General features: G+C 63.4%; 22 protein-coding genes and 2 pseudogenes. All 24 read right to left on the reverse strand.

Translation table 11 applies throughout. From position 1 onward, the window contains the following. A pseudogene (locus tag BB334_RS17615) lies at positions 1 to 137 on the reverse strand (30S ribosomal protein S5); the annotation flags it as partial. A gap of 12 nt (positions 138 to 149) precedes the next feature. Further along, entirely contained in the window at positions 150 to 503 is a 354-nt protein-coding gene (rplR, locus tag BB334_RS10785) for a 50S ribosomal protein L18 (RefSeq protein WP_068808405.1), read from the reverse strand. Between the two features lie 11 nt (positions 504 to 514). After that, positions 515 to 1048 (reverse strand): 50S ribosomal protein L6, encoded by a 534-nt coding sequence (rplF, locus tag BB334_RS10790; RefSeq protein ID WP_068808407.1) that lies wholly within the window; start codon positions 1046 to 1048, stop codon positions 515 to 517. 11 nt (positions 1049 to 1059) lie between these two features. Further along, on the reverse strand, positions 1060 to 1455 hold the full coding sequence (rpsH, locus tag BB334_RS10795; RefSeq protein ID WP_068808410.1) for a 30S ribosomal protein S8: 396 nt from the start codon (positions 1453 to 1455) through the stop codon (positions 1060 to 1062). A gap of 13 nt (positions 1456 to 1468) precedes the next feature. Then, positions 1469 to 1774, reverse strand: coding sequence for a 30S ribosomal protein S14 (gene rpsN, locus BB334_RS10800; protein WP_068808413.1), 306 nt, complete (start codon positions 1772 to 1774; stop codon positions 1469 to 1471). A 7-nt stretch (positions 1775 to 1781) separates the two neighbouring features. Then, positions 1782 to 2321, reverse strand: coding sequence for a 50S ribosomal protein L5 (gene rplE, locus BB334_RS10805; RefSeq protein ID WP_068808416.1), 540 nt, complete (start codon positions 2319 to 2321; stop codon positions 1782 to 1784). A 9-nt stretch (positions 2322 to 2330) separates the two neighbouring features. After that, a complete protein-coding gene (gene rplX / locus BB334_RS10810) occupies positions 2331 to 2648 on the reverse strand; it encodes a 50S ribosomal protein L24 (protein WP_068808419.1) in 318 nt (105 codons plus the stop codon). Between the two features lie 14 nt (positions 2649 to 2662). Beyond that, positions 2663 to 3031, reverse strand: a complete 369-nt coding sequence (gene rplN / locus BB334_RS10815; protein ID WP_068808422.1) for a 50S ribosomal protein L14 — start codon at positions 3029 to 3031, stop codon at positions 2663 to 2665. Between the two features lie 154 nt (positions 3032 to 3185). Beyond that, a complete protein-coding gene (rpsQ, locus tag BB334_RS10820; protein WP_068808425.1) occupies positions 3186 to 3455 on the reverse strand; it encodes a 30S ribosomal protein S17 in 270 nt (89 codons plus the stop codon). Beyond that, positions 3452 to 3646: a 50S ribosomal protein L29 gene (gene rpmC, locus BB334_RS10825; RefSeq protein ID WP_068808428.1), complete on the reverse strand. Its 195-nt coding sequence runs from the start codon at positions 3644 to 3646 to the stop codon at positions 3452 to 3454. The genes rpsQ and rpmC overlap by 4 nt, the downstream gene beginning before the upstream one ends. Before the next feature lie 2 nt (positions 3647 to 3648). Beyond that, positions 3649 to 4065 carry a 50S ribosomal protein L16 gene (gene rplP, locus BB334_RS10830; RefSeq protein WP_068808431.1) on the reverse strand — a complete coding sequence of 139 codons (417 nt, stop codon included), beginning with the start codon at positions 4063 to 4065 and terminating at the stop codon, positions 3649 to 3651. Beyond that, the gene (gene rpsC / locus BB334_RS10835; protein ID WP_068808433.1) at positions 4065 to 4835 is read right to left on the reverse strand and encodes a 30S ribosomal protein S3; all 771 of its coding nucleotides are present in this window, start codon (positions 4833 to 4835) and stop codon (positions 4065 to 4067) included. The genes rplP and rpsC overlap by 1 nt, the downstream gene beginning before the upstream one ends. Positions 4836 to 4844: 9 nt before the next feature. Then, complete coding sequence (gene rplV / locus BB334_RS10840) at positions 4845 to 5174, reverse strand: 50S ribosomal protein L22 (protein WP_068808436.1); 330 nt, start codon at positions 5172 to 5174, stop codon at positions 4845 to 4847. Positions 5175 to 5183: 9 nt separating this feature from the next. Further along, entirely contained in the window at positions 5184 to 5459 is a 276-nt protein-coding gene (rpsS, locus tag BB334_RS10845; protein ID WP_068808440.1) for a 30S ribosomal protein S19, read from the reverse strand. A gap of 10 nt (positions 5460 to 5469) precedes the next feature. Beyond that, a complete protein-coding gene (gene rplB, locus BB334_RS10850; protein ID WP_068808442.1) occupies positions 5470 to 6297 on the reverse strand; it encodes a 50S ribosomal protein L2 in 828 nt (275 codons plus the stop codon). Between the two features lie 6 nt (positions 6298 to 6303). Then, positions 6304 to 6609: a 50S ribosomal protein L23 gene (gene rplW, locus BB334_RS10855; RefSeq protein WP_068808445.1), complete on the reverse strand. Its 306-nt coding sequence runs from the start codon at positions 6607 to 6609 to the stop codon at positions 6304 to 6306. Beyond that, entirely contained in the window at positions 6606 to 7226 is a 621-nt protein-coding gene (gene rplD, locus BB334_RS10860; protein WP_068808448.1) for a 50S ribosomal protein L4, read from the reverse strand. The genes rplW and rplD overlap by 4 nt, the downstream gene beginning before the upstream one ends. Before the next feature lie 14 nt (positions 7227 to 7240). Then, positions 7241 to 7879 carry a 50S ribosomal protein L3 gene (rplC, locus tag BB334_RS10865; RefSeq protein ID WP_068808451.1) on the reverse strand — a complete coding sequence of 213 codons (639 nt, stop codon included), beginning with the start codon at positions 7877 to 7879 and terminating at the stop codon, positions 7241 to 7243. A 114-nt stretch (positions 7880 to 7993) separates the two neighbouring features. Continuing rightward, positions 7994 to 8305, reverse strand: a complete 312-nt coding sequence (rpsJ, locus tag BB334_RS10870; RefSeq protein ID WP_004258173.1) for a 30S ribosomal protein S10 — start codon at positions 8303 to 8305, stop codon at positions 7994 to 7996. 66 nt (positions 8306 to 8371) lie between these two features. Then, entirely contained in the window at positions 8372 to 9562 is a 1191-nt protein-coding gene (tuf, locus tag BB334_RS10875; protein ID WP_068808454.1) for an elongation factor Tu, read from the reverse strand. A gap of 29 nt (positions 9563 to 9591) precedes the next feature. Continuing rightward, positions 9592 to 11691, reverse strand: coding sequence for an elongation factor G (fusA, locus tag BB334_RS10880; protein ID WP_068808457.1), 2100 nt, complete (start codon positions 11689 to 11691; stop codon positions 9592 to 9594). Between the two features lie 108 nt (positions 11692 to 11799). Further along, positions 11800 to 12270 (reverse strand): 30S ribosomal protein S7, encoded by a 471-nt coding sequence (gene rpsG, locus BB334_RS10885; protein WP_068808458.1) that lies wholly within the window; start codon positions 12268 to 12270, stop codon positions 11800 to 11802. A gap of 33 nt (positions 12271 to 12303) precedes the next feature. Next, positions 12304 to 12681 carry a 30S ribosomal protein S12 gene (gene rpsL / locus BB334_RS10890; RefSeq protein ID WP_068808460.1) on the reverse strand — a complete coding sequence of 126 codons (378 nt, stop codon included), beginning with the start codon at positions 12679 to 12681 and terminating at the stop codon, positions 12304 to 12306. A gap of 132 nt (positions 12682 to 12813) precedes the next feature. After that, positions 12814 to 14385, reverse strand: a pseudogene (locus BB334_RS10895) (DNA-directed RNA polymerase subunit beta'); the annotation flags it as partial.

The raw sequence follows: 14385 nt of genomic DNA on the forward strand, positions 1-14385 counted from the left end.
ACGGTCAGCGCGGCGAAACCGAGAATACGACCACCCTTCACGACCTTGGTCACGCGATTGATCGCGACCATTTTCTCGCGAAGGCCGTCGTCGCGCTCCTCGGAGGCCTGCGCGCGTTTGTTTTGCTGCTTAGCCATTCGAATCCTCGCTTAGAACTTAAGACCGCCTTCGCGGGCAGCCTCGGCCAGCGCCTTGACGCGACCGTGGAACAGGAAACCGGAGCGATCGAAAGCGACCTGCTCGATGCCCGCAGCCTTGGCGCGCTCGGCGATCAGCTTGCCGACCACTTCGGCCGCAGCCTTGTTGCCGCCGTTGCCCACCTGGGTGCGCACATCCGGCTCGACCGTCGAGGCCGCAGCGAGAACGCGCGAGCCGCAACCCGAGATCACCTGGGCGTAGATGTGGCAGTTGGAACGGAACACAGTGAGGCGCACCGCCTTGAGCTCCGCGATCTTGGCGCGAGTTTTGCGCGCACGGCGAAGACGAGTTTCTTTCTTGTCCATGACGAACCGCCTTACTTCTTCTTGGTTTCCTTGAGCACCACCACCTCGTCCGCGTAGCGGACGCCCTTGCCCTTGTAGGGTTCGGGAGAGCGGTAGGCCCGCACCTCGGCTGCGACCTGGCCGACCTGTTGCTTGTCGATGCCCTTGATCACGACTTCGGTCTGGGTGGGCGTCTCAACCTTCACACCGGCGGGCATCTGATGCACCACCGGGTGAGAGAAGCCCAGCGAAAGATTCAGCTTGTCACCCTGCGCTTGCGCACGGTAGCCCACGCCCACCAGGTTCAGCTTGCGCTCGAACCCCTTGGAGACGCCGGTGACCATGTTGTTCAGCAGCGCACGCACGGTGCCCGACATCGCGTTGGCGTTGACCGCGCCTTCACGTGCCTTGCACACGAGGGTATCGCCGTCGCGCTCCACGGTGACCGCGTCGCTCAGGGGCTGACGCATCGCGCCCAGCGGTCCCTTGACCGCAACTTCGGTCTCGGAGATGACGATGTCGACACCCGCCGGGATCGCGATCGGATTCTTTGCTACACGAGACATTGCAATCCCCCTCACGCGACCAGGCAGATGACTTCGCCACCGACGCGGCCGGCACGGGCTGCGCGATCGGTCATCACGCCGCGCGGCGTCGACACGATGGCAACACCCAGCCCGTTCATCACGCGCGGCAGGTCATCACTACCCTTGTACACACGGAGGCCGGGGCGACTGACGCGCTCGATGCGCTCAATCACGGGGCGGCCGGCGTAGTACTTCAGCGCGACGTCGAGAGCGGGCTTGCCACCCTCTTCACGCACCGAAAATCCATCGATATAGCCTTCGTCCTGCAGCACCTTCGCAATTGCGACCTTGAGCTTGGACGAAGGCATGCTGACGCTCGCCTTCTGGGCCTGTTGGCCGTTGCGGATGCGAGTCAGCATGTCGGCGATCGGATCGGACATACTCATATTCGAATTCTCCTTACCAGCTCGCCTTGGTCATGCCAGGCACTTCACCGCGAAACGCCATTTCGCGCAGTTTGTTGCGGCACAGACCGAATTTGCGGAAGACGCCACGCGGACGGCCCGTCAGACTGCAGCGGTTGCGCTGGCGAGTCGGATTGGCATTGCGCGGCAGTTGCTGAAGCGCCAGACGCGCACTCATGCGCTCTTCGTCCGACAGCGTGGTGTCATTGACCTGCGCAACGAGCGCGGCGCGCTTGGCGGCATACTTGTCGGCCAGCTTGCGACGCTTCTCTTCGCGGTTGATCAGAGCGAGTTTCGCCATATCACCCTCAATTCTTGAACGGGAACTTGAACGCACCGAGCAGGGCCCGGGCTTCAGCGTCGGTCTTGGCCGTCGTCGTGATGGAGATGTTCATCCCGCGGAGCGCGTCGATCTTGTCGTACTCGATTTCCGGGAAGATGATCTGCTCTTTCACGCCGAGGTTGTAATTGCCACGACCATCGAAGCCCTTGGAGGCGATCCCGCGGAAGTCGCGCACGCGCGGCAGGGCGATGGTGATCAGGCGGTCCAGGAACTCGAACATGCGCGGACCGCGCAGCGTGACCATGCAGCCGATCGGATAGCCGTCACGAATCTTGAAGCCGGCGATCGACTTGCGAGCCTTCGTCGTCACGGGCTTCTGACCGGCGATCTTGGTCATGTCGCCGAGCGCATTCTCGAGAATCTTCTTGTCGCCGACAGCCTCACCGACACCCATGTTGAGGGTGATCTTGGTGATGCGCGGCACTTCCATCACGGACTTGTAGCCGAACTGCTTCTGCAGCTCGGGGGCCACGACGTCCTTGTAAACTTCTTTCAAGCGAGCCATCGTCACTCCTTAGGCGTCCAGCAGCTCGCCGTTCGACTTGAAGAAGCGGACCTTGCGGCCGTCCTCAAGCACCTTGATCCCGACGCGATCACCCATCTGGGTCGCGGGATTGAACAGCGCGATGTTCGAAACATGGATCGGCATGTCCTTCTCGACGATGCCGCCCACCTCACCCTTCATCGGGTTCGGACGCACGTGCTTCTTCGCCCGATTGACACCCTCGACCACGACGTACTCGGCGTCGACGCGGCGCAGGACGGTACCGCGGCGACCGCGATCCTTGCCGGTCGTAACGACCACTTCGTCACCTTTACGGATCTTGTTCATCTCTGTGCGACTCCTCAGAGCACTTCGGGCGCCAGCGAGACGATCTTCATGAACCGCTCGGTGCGCAGCTCACGCGTGACCGGCCCGAAGATGCGGGTACCGATGGGCTCGAGCTTGTTGTTCAGGAGCACGGCCGCGTTGTTGTCGAACTTGACCAGCGAGCCGTCGGGACGACGAACGCCCTTGGCGGTACGAACCACCACGGCGTTGTAGACATCACCCTTCTTGACGCGACCACGCGGCGCGGCATCCTTGACGGTGACCTTGATGATGTCGCCCACGCCGGCATAACGGCGCTTCGACCCACCCAGGACCTTGATGCACATCACCGAGCGCGCGCCGGTATTGTCGGCGACGTCCAGTTTGGACTGCATTTGAATCATGAATTTATCTCCAACTTAACCCGCTTTGCGGTCAGTCTTGGAACCCGTCAGGGATAGGTTGCCCCGAGCGAGCCCCGGAGCAAAGAGGCAAAAGTATAACAGCCTGGCACGTTAGTGCCAAGCTGTTTTCACGAAAAACTACCAGAACCTGCGATCAGATGACGCGGGCCTGTTCCACCACCTTCGCCACGCGCCAGCTCTTGGTGCGCGACATCGGACGGCATTCCTCGATCTCGACGAGATCGCCATCCTTGGCCGTGTTGTCCTCGTTGTGCGCGTGGTACTTGGCCGAGCGGGTGATGTACTTGCCGTAGAGCGGATGCTTGACCCGGCTCTCGACCAGAACGGTAACCGTCTTGTCCATCTTGTCGCTCACCACACGCCCGACCAGGGCGCGACGAACTTTCTGATCCTGCTCGCTCATTGCTGACCCGCCTTCTCGCGCAGAATGGTGCGCACGCGTGCGATGTCGCGACGAACCTTTCCGATTTGACTCGTGTTGCCGAGCTGCTGCGTCGCAAGCTGCATGCGCAGCGAGAACTGCGCCTTCAGCAACTCAAGCAACTCCTGATCCAACTCACTCGCACTCTTCGCGCGGAGTTCACTAGCTTTCATACTCAACCCCCAATATGGCGGGTCACGAACACGGTCTCGAGCGGAAGCTTCGCGGCGGCGAGCCGGAAAGCTTCACGGGCGAGCGCTTCATCGACGCCGTCCATTTCGTAGAGCACCTTGCCCGGCTGGATCTCTGCGACCCAGTACTCGGGATTGCCCTTGCCGTTACCCATCCGCACTTCAGCCGGCTTCTTCGAGATCGGCTTGTCCGGGAAAATCCGGATCCAGATGCGGCCACCGCGCTTGATGTGACGCGTCATGGCACGACGAGCGGATTCGATCTGGCGAGCGGTGAGACGGCCGCGGCCGACCGCCTTCAGACCGTACTCGCCGAAGCTGACCTTGGCACCGCGCGTCGCGAGCCCGGTGTTGCGGCCCTTCTGCTCCTTACGATACTTCCTTCTAGTCGGCTGCAGCATCATTCACTCCTGCTTTCTTCTTGCCGGCCTTCGCCGCGGCGAGCCGGACGACGGCCGGGACGACCCTCGCCGTCACGCGGTGCGCCGCGACGACCGCGACGGTTGTCGGCTTCGGGCTCAGCTGCAACCGGACGCTCGTTGCGACCCAGCATGTCACCCTTGAACACCCAGACCTTGATACCGATGATCCCGTACGTCGTCTGCGCCTCGGCAACACCGTAATCGATGTTCGCCCGCAGGGTGTGCAGCGGCACGCGACCTTCGCGATACCACTCGGTACGCGCAATCTCGGCACCGTTCAGGCGGCCCGAGCTCATGATCTTGATGCCCTGGGCACCCAGACGCATCGCGTTCTGCATCGCACGCTTCATCGCGCGACGGAACATGATCCGCTTTTCAAGCTGCTGCGCGATCGAATCGGCGATCAGCTTGGCATCGACTTCGGGCTTGCGCACTTCCTCGATGTTCACGTGCACCGGCACGCGCACGATCTTCTGCAGCTCGCGCTTGAGGGACTCGATGTCCTCGCCCTTCTTGCCGATGACGACGCCGGGACGGGCGCTGAACAGGGTGATGCGGGCGTTCTTGGCCGGACGCTCGATGATCACGCGCGAGATCGAGGCGTGCGCGAGGCGCTTCTTGAGGAACTCGCGAACCTTCAGATCCTCGTGCAGCATCGTCGCGAACTCGCGGCTGGGCGCGAACCAACGCGACGACCAATCACGCGTGACGGCGAGACGGAAGCCGGTGGGATGAATTTTCTGACCCATTTCTACTCCTTACTCGCCAACGGACACGAAGATGTGGCAGGTGGGCTTGTGGATGCGGTTGCCACGACCCTTCGCCCGCGCGGTGAAGCGCTTGAGCGTCATGCCTTCTTCGACGTGAATGGTCTTCACCTTCAGGGTGTCGATATCGGCGCCGTCGTTGTGCTCGGCGTTCGCGATCGCGGACTCGACCACCTTGCGGACGATCTTCGCGCCCTTCTTGGGCGAGAAGGCCAGGATGTTGAGCGCCTGCTCGACCGGCTTGCCGCGCACCTGATCGGCGATCAGGCGGCCTTTCTGGGCCGACAGGCGAACACCACGGAGAATTGCTTTGGTTTCCATGATGCCTCCTTAGCGCTTGGCCTTCTTGCTGGCGGCGTGACCCTTGAAGGTCCGCGTCAGCGCGAATTCACCAAGCTTGTGACCGACCATGTTCTCGGTCACGTACACCGGAATGTGCTGACGGCCGTTATGGACCGCGATCGTCAGACCGACGAAGTCCGGCAGCACGGTGGAGCGGCGCGACCAGGTCTTGACCGGGCGCTTGTCGTTGCTTGCCCGCACGGCGTCGATCCTTTTCAGGAGATGCGCGTCGATGAACGGGCCTTTCTTGATAGAGCGTGCCATCTGTTACCCCTTAACGCTTGTGCCGACGCTGCACGATCATGTTGTCCGTGCGCTTGTTGCGACGGGTGCGGAAGCCCTTGCTCGGCGTACCCCACGGACTGACCGGCTCGCGCGCCTCGCCGGTGCGACCTTCGCCGCCGCCGTGCGGGTGATCGACCGGGTTCATCGCGACGCCGCGAACGGTCGGACGGATGCCGCGCCAGCGGTTCGCACCGGCCTTGCCGATCTTGCGCAGGCCATGCTCGCCGTTGCCGACCTCGCCGATGGTGGCGCGGCACTCGACGTGCACCCGGCGGATTTCGCCGGAGCGCAGGCGGAGCTGAGCGTAGGAGCCTTCGCGCGCCAGCAGCTGGACCGAGGTACCGGCGGCGCGCGCGATCTGCGCACCCTTGCCCGGCATCATCTCGATGCAGTGGATGGTCGAGCCGACCGGAATGTTGCGGATCGGCAGGGCGTTGCCCGCCTTGATCGGCGCTTCCGAGCCGCTGATCACCTGCGCACCGACCTCGAGGCCGCGCGGCGCGATGATGTAGCGGCGCTCGCCGTCGGCGTAGCACAGCAGCGCCAGGTGGGCAGAGCGGTTCGGGTCGTACTCGATGCGCTCGACCTTCGCCGGGATACCGTCCTTATTGCGACGGAAATCGACCAGGCGGTAGTGCTGCTTGTGACCGCCGCCCTGGTGACGCACGGTGATGCGGCCGTGATTGTTGCGACCAGCGTTCTTCGACTTCTTCTCGACCAGCGAAGCGACCGGACGGCCCTTGTACAGGTCGGGACTCACCACCTTGACCTGGGCGCGACGGCCGGCCGAGGTGGGCTTAACTTTTACCAGTGCCATGACTTATCACTCCCCAGCCGCAAAGTTGATTTCCTGGCCGGGCTTGAGGCAGACGAACGCCTTCTTCCAGTCCTTGCGACGACCCATGCCGCGGCCGAAGCGCTTGACCTTGCCCTTCACGTTCGCGACCTGCACGGACTCGACCTCGACCTTGAACAGCAGCTCAACGGCCGCCTTCACTTCGGGCTTGGTCGCATCGGGGGCGACGCGGAACACAACCTGTTCGTTCTTGTCGGCGATGAAAGTCGCCTTTTCCGAGATCTGCGGGGCGAGCAGCACCTGCAGCAGACGCTCCTGAGTGTACGCGCTCATTGCCACGCTTCCTCCATCTTCGCCAGCGCACCCTTGGTGACGAGCACCTGGGGGAAGCGGACCAGCGACACCGGATCGGCCTCCTGCACGTCAAGCACCAGCACGTTGTGCAGGTTGCGCGACGACAGGAAGAGGTTCTCGTCCAGCTCGTGAGTGATCACCAGCACCGAATCCAGCCCCATGCCCTTGAGCTTCTGCGCAAGCAGGCGGGTCTTCGGCGCATCGACGCTCAGATCCTCGATCACCGAGATGCGACCTTCACGGGCGAGCTGCGACAGAATCGTCGCCACGCCGGCGCGGTACATCTTGCGGTTGACCTTCTGACTGAAGTTCTCGTCGGGCTTGTTCGGGAAGATCTTGCCGCCCCCACGCCACAGCGGGCTCGACGCCATACCGGCACGAGCGTTGCCCGTGCCCTTCTGGCGGAACGGCTTGCGGGTGGACTTGGCCACCTCGGAGCGGCCCTTCTGGGCACGGTTGCCGGAGCGGGCGTTCGCCAGATAGGCGGTAACGACCTGATGCACCAGCGCTTCGTTGTAATCTCGACCGAAGAGCACGTCGGACGCCTGCAGCGTCGACGCGGACTGCCCCTGGTCGTTCAAGAGTTTCAGTTCCATTGCGCCTTCGCTCCTTACGCCTTGACCGCCGGACGGACGATCACGTCGCCGCCCTTGGCACCGGGGACGGCACCCTTGAGCAGAAGCAGCTGACGCTCGACGTCCACGCGCACCACTTCCAGACCCTGGACGGTACGTTGCACGGCGCCGTACTGGCCCGCCATCTTCTTGCCCGGGAACACACGACCCGGATCCTGCGCCATGCCGATCGAACCGGCAGAGTTGTGCGAGATCGAGTTACCGTGCGAAGCGCGCTGCGACGAGAAGTTGTGACGCTTGATCGCGCCAGAAAACCCCTTACCGATCGTGGTGCCGGTGACGTCGACGCTCTGACCCGCAGCGAAGAGATCGACACCGACAACGTCGCCAGCCTTCAGGCTCGCGAGCTGCTCGGCATCGACACGGAATTCCTTGAAACCACGGCAGGGCTCGACGCCAGCCTGCGCGAGATGCCCCGACACCGACCGCGTGATGCGGCTGGCACGGCGCTTGCCGAAAGCGACCTGGACCGCGGCATAGCCGTCGGTTTCGGTCGTCTTGATCTGGGACACACGGTTGTCGGACACGTCAAGCACCGTCACCGGGATGGACCTGCCATCCTCGGTGAAGATGCGAGTCATGCCAACCTTGCGCCCAACAAGGCCTAGACTCATTTTCTTCTCCTGAATCCCGGTTGCGATTGACCGGGGGTCATACGAACAATTGCGCCAAAAAGCACAAGGGCCGGATTATACCGGCCCTTCTCAGCCTACCGCAAGCGCTGAATCTTACTGCAGCTTGATTTCCACATCCACGCCGGCCGGCAGATCGAGCTTCATCAGTGCGTCGACGGTCTTGTCGGTCGGGTCGATGATGTCCATCAGGCGCTGGTGGGTGCGGATTTCCATCTGGTCGCGCGACGACTTGTTCACGTGCGGCGAGCGCAGCAGGTCGAAACGCTCGATCCGCGTCGGCAGCGGGACCGGGCCACGAACCACGGCGCCGGTGCGCTTGGCGGTCTCGACGATCTCGAGCGCCGACTGGTCGATCAGGCGATAGTCGAAGGCTTTCAGACGGATGCGGATCTTCTGGTTCTGCATGGCTATTCCTAAAGAGCGAAAAGAGCGAACGGGCGGAACCTCATGGCTCCACCCCGGATGGAGCTATTACTCGATGATCTTGGCGACGACGCCGGCGCCGACGGTGCGGCCGCCTTCGCGGATCGCGAAACGCAGGCCTTCTTCCATGGCGATCGGAGCGATCAGCTTCACCGTCATCGACACGTTGTCGCCCGGCATCACCATCTCGACGCCTTCCGGCAGCGAGATCGAACCGGTCACGTCGGTGGTACGGAAGTAGAACTGCGGACGATAGTTGTTGAAGAACGGGGTGTGACGACCACCCTCTTCCTTCGACAGCACGTACACCTCGCCGGTGAAGTGGGTGTGCGGCTTGATCGAACCCGGCTTGACCAGCACCTGGCCGCGCTCCACGTCCTCACGCTTGGTGCCGCGCAGCAGCACGCCGACGTTGTCGCCCGCCTGACCCTGGTCCAGCAGCTTGCGGAACATTTCCACGCCGGTGCAGGTGGTCTTGACGGTGTCCTTGATGCCGACGATCTCGAGTTCGTCGCCAACCTTGACGATGCCGCGCTCGACCCGACCGGTCACCACGGTGCCGCGACCCGAGATCGAGAACACGTCCTCGATCGGCAGCAGGAAGGGCTTGTCGATCGCACGCTCGGGAGTCGGGATGTAGGAGTCCAGCGCCGCGGCCAGCTCCAGGATCGCCGGCTCGCCGATCGGCGACTGGTCGCCCTCGAGCGCCTTCAGCGCCGAACCCTTGACGATCGGCACGTCGTCGCCCGGGAAGTCGTACTTGGAGAGCAGCTCGCGCACTTCCATCTCGACCAGCTCGAGCAGTTCCTCGTCGTCGACCATGTCGCACTTGTTCAGGAAGACGATGATGTAGGGCACGCCCACCTGACGCGCCAGCAGGATGTGCTCGCGGGTCTGGGGCATCGGGCCGTCAGCGGCCGAGCACACCAGGATCGCGCCGTCCATCTGCGCCGCACCGGTGATCATGTTCTTGACGTAGTCGGCGTGACCCGGGCAGTCGACGTGCGCATAGTGGCGGCTCTCGGTCTCGTACTCGACGTGCGAGGTGTTGATCGTGATGCCGCGCGCCTTCTCTTCCGGGGCGCTGTCGATCGCGTCGTAGCCCTTCGCCTCGCCGCCGAACTTCTTCGACAGGATCGTGGTGATCGCGGCCGTCAGCGTGGTCTTGCCGTGGTCAACGTGACCGATCGTACCGACGTTTACGTGCGGCTTGGTCCGCTCGAACTTACCCTTAGCCATATTCGCTAATCCTCGTAGATAGACTTGACTTACTTGCGATTGCTGATCACAGCTTCGGCCACGCTCTTCGGGGCCTCCGCATAGTGCTTGAATTCCATCGAGTACGACGCACGACCCTGAGTCAGCGAACGCAGCTGCGTAGCGTAACCGAACATCTCGGCCAGCGGCACCTCCGCCTTCACTTCCTTCATGCCGCCCGGCAGGTCGTCCATGCCCTGGACGATGCCGCGACGACCCGAGAGGTCGCCCATGACGTTACCCATGTAGTCTTCCGGGGTCTCGACGACCACTGCCATCATCGGCTCGAGCAGCACCGGGCTGGCGCGGCGCATCGCTTCCTTGAACGCCATCGAGCCGGCCATCTTGAACGCGTTCTCGTTCGAGTCGACGTCGTGGTACGAACCGAATTGCAGCGTGACCTTGACGTCGACCACCGGGAAGCCGGCGAGGATACCGCTGTTCAGGGTGTCCTGAATGCCCTTGTCGACCGCCGGGATGTACTCGCGCGGCACCACGCCGCCCTTGATCGCATCGACGAACTCGTAGCCCTTGCCCTGTTCGGCCGGCTCGAGGTTGATGACGACGTGGCCATACTGGCCGCGACCACCCGACTGCTTGACGAACTTGCCTTCAACGTCGTTGGCAACCTTGCGGATCGTCTCGCGGTACGCGACCTGCGGAGCGCCCACGTTGGCATCGACGTTGAACTCGCGCCTCATCCGGTCGACGATGATCTCGAGGTGCAGTTCGCCCATGCCCGAGATGATCGTCTGACCCGACTCCTCGTCGGTACGCACGCGGAAGGAGGGATCCTCGGCAGCCAGGCGGCTGAGCGCAATACCCATCTTTTCCTGGTCGCTCTTCGTCTTCGGCTCGACCGCGACGTGGATCACCGGATCGGGGAACACCATGCGCTCAAGGATGACCGGCGCGCTCAGGTCGCACAGGGTTTCGCCGGTGGTCACGTCCTTCAGACCCACCACCGCGGCGATGTCGCCCGCGAGCACTTCCTTGATCTCCAGGCGGTCATTCGCGTGCATCTGCAGCAGGCGGCCGATGCGCTCCTTCTTGCCCTTGATCGAGTTGAGCACGGTGGAGCCGGACTCGAGCACGCCCGAATAGACGCGAATGAAGGTCAGCTGCCCAACGAAGGGGTCGGTCATCAGCTTGAATGCAAGCGCCGAGAACTTCTCGTCGTCCCGCGCGTGGCGCAGCACTTCCTTCTCGTCGTCGTCGATGCCCGCAACCGGCGGAATGTCGATCGGCGACGGCAGGTACTGGATGACCGCGTCGAGCATGCGCTGCACGCCCTTGTTCTTGAACGCGGTACCGCAGAGCATCGGCTGGATCTCGCACGCGAGGGTACGCGCGCGCAGGCCGGCGACGATCTCTTCCTTGGAAAGGTCGCCCTCTTCCAGGTACTTGTTCATCAGCTCTTCATTTGCCTCGGCGGCGGCCTCGACCATGTTCGAGCGCCACTCCTCGGCGACGCCGACGAGCTCAGCCGGGATCTCGCCGTATTCGAACTTCATGCCCTGCGAGGCCTCGTCCCACAGGACCGCCTTCATCTCGAGCAGATCGACGACGCCGGCGAACTTATCCTCGGCGCCGATCGGCACCACCACCGGCACCGGGTTCGCCTTCAGGCGCGTCTTCATCTGCTCGACGACCTTGAAGAAGTTCGCGCCGGAACGGTCCATCTTGTTCACGAAGGCGAGACGCGGGACCTTGTACTTGGTCGCCTGACGCCACACGGTCTCGGACTGCGGCTGCACGCCGCCGACCGCGCAGTAGACCATGCACGCACCGTCGAGCACCCGCATCGAGCGCTCGACCTCGATCGTGAAGTCGACGTGCCCCGGGGTGTCGATGATGTTGAAGCGGTGCTCCGGATAGGACTGATCCATGCCCTTCCAGAAGCAGGTCACCGCCGCGGAGGTGATCGTGATGCCACGCTCCTGCTCCTGCGCCATCCAGTCGGTCGTCGCCGCGCCATCGTGCACTTCGCCGAGCTTGTGGCTCATGCCGGTGTAGAAAAGAATGCGCTCGGTCGTAGTCGTTTTGCCGGCGTCGATGTGAGCGGAAATACCGATGTTGCGGTAACGCTCGATAGGAGTCTTGCGAGCCACGTTGTACCTGCCTTCAGTCGCTCCCGCTTATGCAGCAGGAATAAGAAATTTGCCTTGGAAAAACAAACGAGCCCTTCTCAGGGCTCGATGTACTACCGTTCCGGAAGATCAGAAACGGTAGTGCGAGAAGGCCTTGTTGGCCTCTGCCATCCGGTGCACTTCCTCGCGCTTCTTCATCGCCGAACCGCGGCCTTCGGCGGCCTCGAGCAGTTCGCCGGCGAGGCGCTGGGCCATCGACTTCTCGGCACGCTTGCGGGCGGCCTCGCGCAGCCAGCGCATCGACAGCGCCATGCGGCGCGACGGACGCACTTCGACCGGCACCTGGTAGTTGGCACCACCGACGCGACGGCTCTTGACCTCGACCACCGGCTTCACGTTGGCGATCGCCGCCGAGAAGACCTCGAGCGGATCCTTGTTGGCCTTGGTCGTGATATGGGAGAACGCACCATAGACGATGCGTTCGGCGACGGACTTCTTGCCCGCCTGCATGATCACGTTGATGAACTTGGAAACGTCCTGCGAACCGAACTTCGGATCCGGCAGGACTTCGCGCTTGGGTACTTCACGACGACGCGGCATAACAACCTCTCGCTAATATTCTGGGGCCGACAATCAGGCTTTCTTCGGACGCTTCGCGCCGTACTTGGAGCGCGACTGCTTGCGGTTCTTGACGCCCTGAAGGTCGAGCGAGCCGCGGACGATGTGGTAACGCACACCCGGCAGATCCTTCACACGACCGCCACGAATCAGGACGACGGAGTGCTCCTGCAGGTTGTGGCCTTCACCACCGATGTAGGAAATGACCTCGAAGCCGTTGGTCAGGCGCACCTTGGCGACCTTCCGCAGCGCGGAGTTCGGCTTCTTCGGGGTGGTCGTATACACGCGGGTGCAGACGCCACGCTTCTGCGGGCAAGCTTCCAGGGCGGGCACGTTGTTCTTGACGGCTTCACTCTGGCGCGGCTTGCGGACAAGCTGATTGATTGTTGGCATGCTTGAGAATTTCCCAAAAAACCGAGGCAGCCCGCCATGGGCCGCCTCGGGCGGTTTATTCCGGCTGCGACCGACTGCGATTGGTCAGTCTACAAAAAGAGGCCGGAGTTTAGTCCGAGAGCGACGGAGAAGTCAACTCGCTTCGATGTCCTGCTGCGACTCCACGGTTTCGACCGGCGCCCAGGCGTGGCCCGGGCCCAGATCCTCGCCCGCCGCCTGCGCGCGCCGGGCGCGGTGGTACGCGAGGCCGGTGCCCGCCGGAATCAGGCGGCCGACGATGACGTTTTCCTTCAGCCCGCGCAGCTCGTCGCGCTTGCCCATGATCGCCGCCTCGGTGAGGACGCGGGTGGTCTCCTGGAAGGAGGCCGCGGAAATGAAGGAGTCGGTCGACAGCGAGGCCTTGGTGATGCCGAGCAGCACGTTCTCGTACTGCGCCGGCAGCTTGCCTTCGGCGTCGATGCGGTCGTTCTCGTCGAGCACCTCGGAGCGCTCCACCTGTTCCTCGCGGATGAAGCGGGTGTTGCCCGAGTCGGTGATGACCACGCGACGCAGCATCTGGCGGACGATCACCTCGATGTGCTTGTCGTTGATCTTCACGCCCTGCAGACGATAGACGTCCTGCACCTCGTCGATGATGTACTGGGCGAGCGCGCTGACCCCCTGCAGACGCAGGATGTCGTGCGGATCGGCCGGACCGTCGACGATCAGCTCGCCCTTGTTGACCACTTGGCCGTCGTGGACCATGAGGTGCTTGTCCTTCGGGATCAGGAACTCGTGCGCGATGCCGTCGGGCTCGGTGATGACCAGGCGCTGCTTGCCCTTGGTCTCCTTGCCGAACGAAACGGTGCCGGTGTATTCGGCAAGCATCCCGGCATCCTTCGGCGAACGGGCCTCGAAGAGCTCCGCCACTCGCGGCAGACCGCCCGTGATGTCACGGGTCTTCGCGGACTCCTGCGGAATCCGCGCGAGCACGTCGCCAACGCCGACCTGCTGACCGTCCTTCACCGTGATCAGCGAACCGACCTGGAAGGTGATGGCCACGGCATGATCGGTGCCGGGGATCTTGACCTCTTCGCCGCTTTCGTCGAGCAGCTTGACCTGCGGGCGCACGCCCTTGGCCGCACCGGTCGCGCTGCGCCGCTTGGAATCGATCACCACGAGGGTCGACAGGCCGGTCACCTCGTCGATCTGCTTGGCGACGGTGACGCCCTCTTCGACGTTCTCGAACCTCACCGTGCCGCCGTACTCGACCACGATGGGACGGGTGTGCGGATCCCACGAGGCGAGCTTGGTGCCCGCCTTGATCGCCGCGCCGTCGTCGACCAGCACGGTCGCTCCGTACGGCACCTTGTGGCGCTCACGCTCGCGACCCAGATCGTCGGCGACGACCAGTTCGGCCGAACGCGCGATGACCACCTTCTCGCCCTTGGCGTTCGAGACGTAGCGGATGTTGCCGGCAAAGCGGATGGTACCGGCCGACTTGGCCTCGACACCGCTGGCGGCGGCCGCCCGCGACGCCGCACCCCCGACGTGGAAAGTCCGCATTGTCAGCTGGGTGCCCGGCTCGCCGATCGACTGCGCGGCGATCACGCCGACCGCTTCGCCGACGTTGACCATCGACCCGCGGCCGAGGTCACGGCCGTAGCACTTCGCACACAGGCCGTAGCGGGTCTCGCAGGTCAGCGGGGTGCGGACCTTGACTTC

The organism is Thauera phenolivorans (genome assembly GCF_001696715.1).
In the GTDB taxonomy this organism is placed as follows: domain Bacteria; phylum Pseudomonadota; class Gammaproteobacteria; order Burkholderiales; family Rhodocyclaceae; genus Thauera; species Thauera phenolivorans.

Coding starts and splice junctions, on each gene's coding strand:
- rplR (WP_068808405.1), bottom strand. CDS start 503: ATGGACAAGAAAGAAACTCGTCTTCGCCGTGCGCGCAAAACTCGCGCC.
- rplF (WP_068808407.1), bottom strand. CDS start 1,048: ATGTCTCGTGTAGCAAAGAATCCGATCGCGATCCCGGCGGGTGTCGAC.
- rpsH (WP_068808410.1), bottom strand. CDS start 1,455: ATGAGTATGTCCGATCCGATCGCCGACATGCTGACTCGCATCCGCAAC.
- rpsN (WP_068808413.1), bottom strand. CDS start 1,774: ATGGCGAAACTCGCTCTGATCAACCGCGAAGAGAAGCGTCGCAAGCTG.
- rplE (WP_068808416.1), bottom strand. CDS start 2,321: ATGGCTCGCTTGAAAGAAGTTTACAAGGACGTCGTGGCCCCCGAGCTG.
- rplX (WP_068808419.1), bottom strand. CDS start 2,648: ATGAACAAGATCCGTAAAGGTGACGAAGTGGTCGTTACGACCGGCAAG.
- rplN (WP_068808422.1), bottom strand. CDS start 3,031: ATGATTCAAATGCAGTCCAAACTGGACGTCGCCGACAATACCGGCGCG.
- rpsQ (WP_068808425.1), bottom strand. CDS start 3,455: ATGAGCGAGCAGGATCAGAAAGTTCGTCGCGCCCTGGTCGGGCGTGTG.
- rpmC (WP_068808428.1), bottom strand. CDS start 3,646: ATGAAAGCTAGTGAACTCCGCGCGAAGAGTGCGAGTGAGTTGGATCAG.
- rplP (WP_068808431.1), bottom strand. CDS start 4,065: ATGCTGCAGCCGACTAGAAGGAAGTATCGTAAGGAGCAGAAGGGCCGC.
- rpsC (WP_068808433.1), bottom strand. CDS start 4,835: ATGGGTCAGAAAATTCATCCCACCGGCTTCCGTCTCGCCGTCACGCGT.
- rplV (WP_068808436.1), bottom strand. CDS start 5,174: ATGGAAACCAAAGCAATTCTCCGTGGTGTTCGCCTGTCGGCCCAGAAA.
- rpsS (WP_068808440.1), bottom strand. CDS start 5,459: ATGGCACGCTCTATCAAGAAAGGCCCGTTCATCGACGCGCATCTCCTG.
- rplB (WP_068808442.1), bottom strand. CDS start 6,297: ATGGCACTGGTAAAAGTTAAGCCCACCTCGGCCGGCCGTCGCGCCCAG.
- rplW (WP_068808445.1), bottom strand. CDS start 6,609: ATGAGCGCGTACACTCAGGAGCGTCTGCTGCAGGTGCTGCTCGCCCCG.
- rplD (WP_068808448.1), bottom strand. CDS start 7,226: ATGGAACTGAAACTCTTGAACGACCAGGGGCAGTCCGCGTCGACGCTG.
- rplC (WP_068808451.1), bottom strand. CDS start 7,879: ATGAGTCTAGGCCTTGTTGGGCGCAAGGTTGGCATGACTCGCATCTTC.
- rpsJ (WP_004258173.1), bottom strand. CDS start 8,305: ATGCAGAACCAGAAGATCCGCATCCGTCTGAAAGCCTTCGACTATCGC.
- tuf (WP_068808454.1), bottom strand. CDS start 9,562: ATGGCTAAGGGTAAGTTCGAGCGGACCAAGCCGCACGTAAACGTCGGT.
- rpsG (WP_068808458.1), bottom strand. CDS start 12,270: ATGCCGCGTCGTCGTGAAGTACCCAAGCGCGAAGTCCTGCCGGATCCG.
- rpsL (WP_068808460.1), bottom strand. CDS start 12,681: ATGCCAACAATCAATCAGCTTGTCCGCAAGCCGCGCCAGAGTGAAGCC.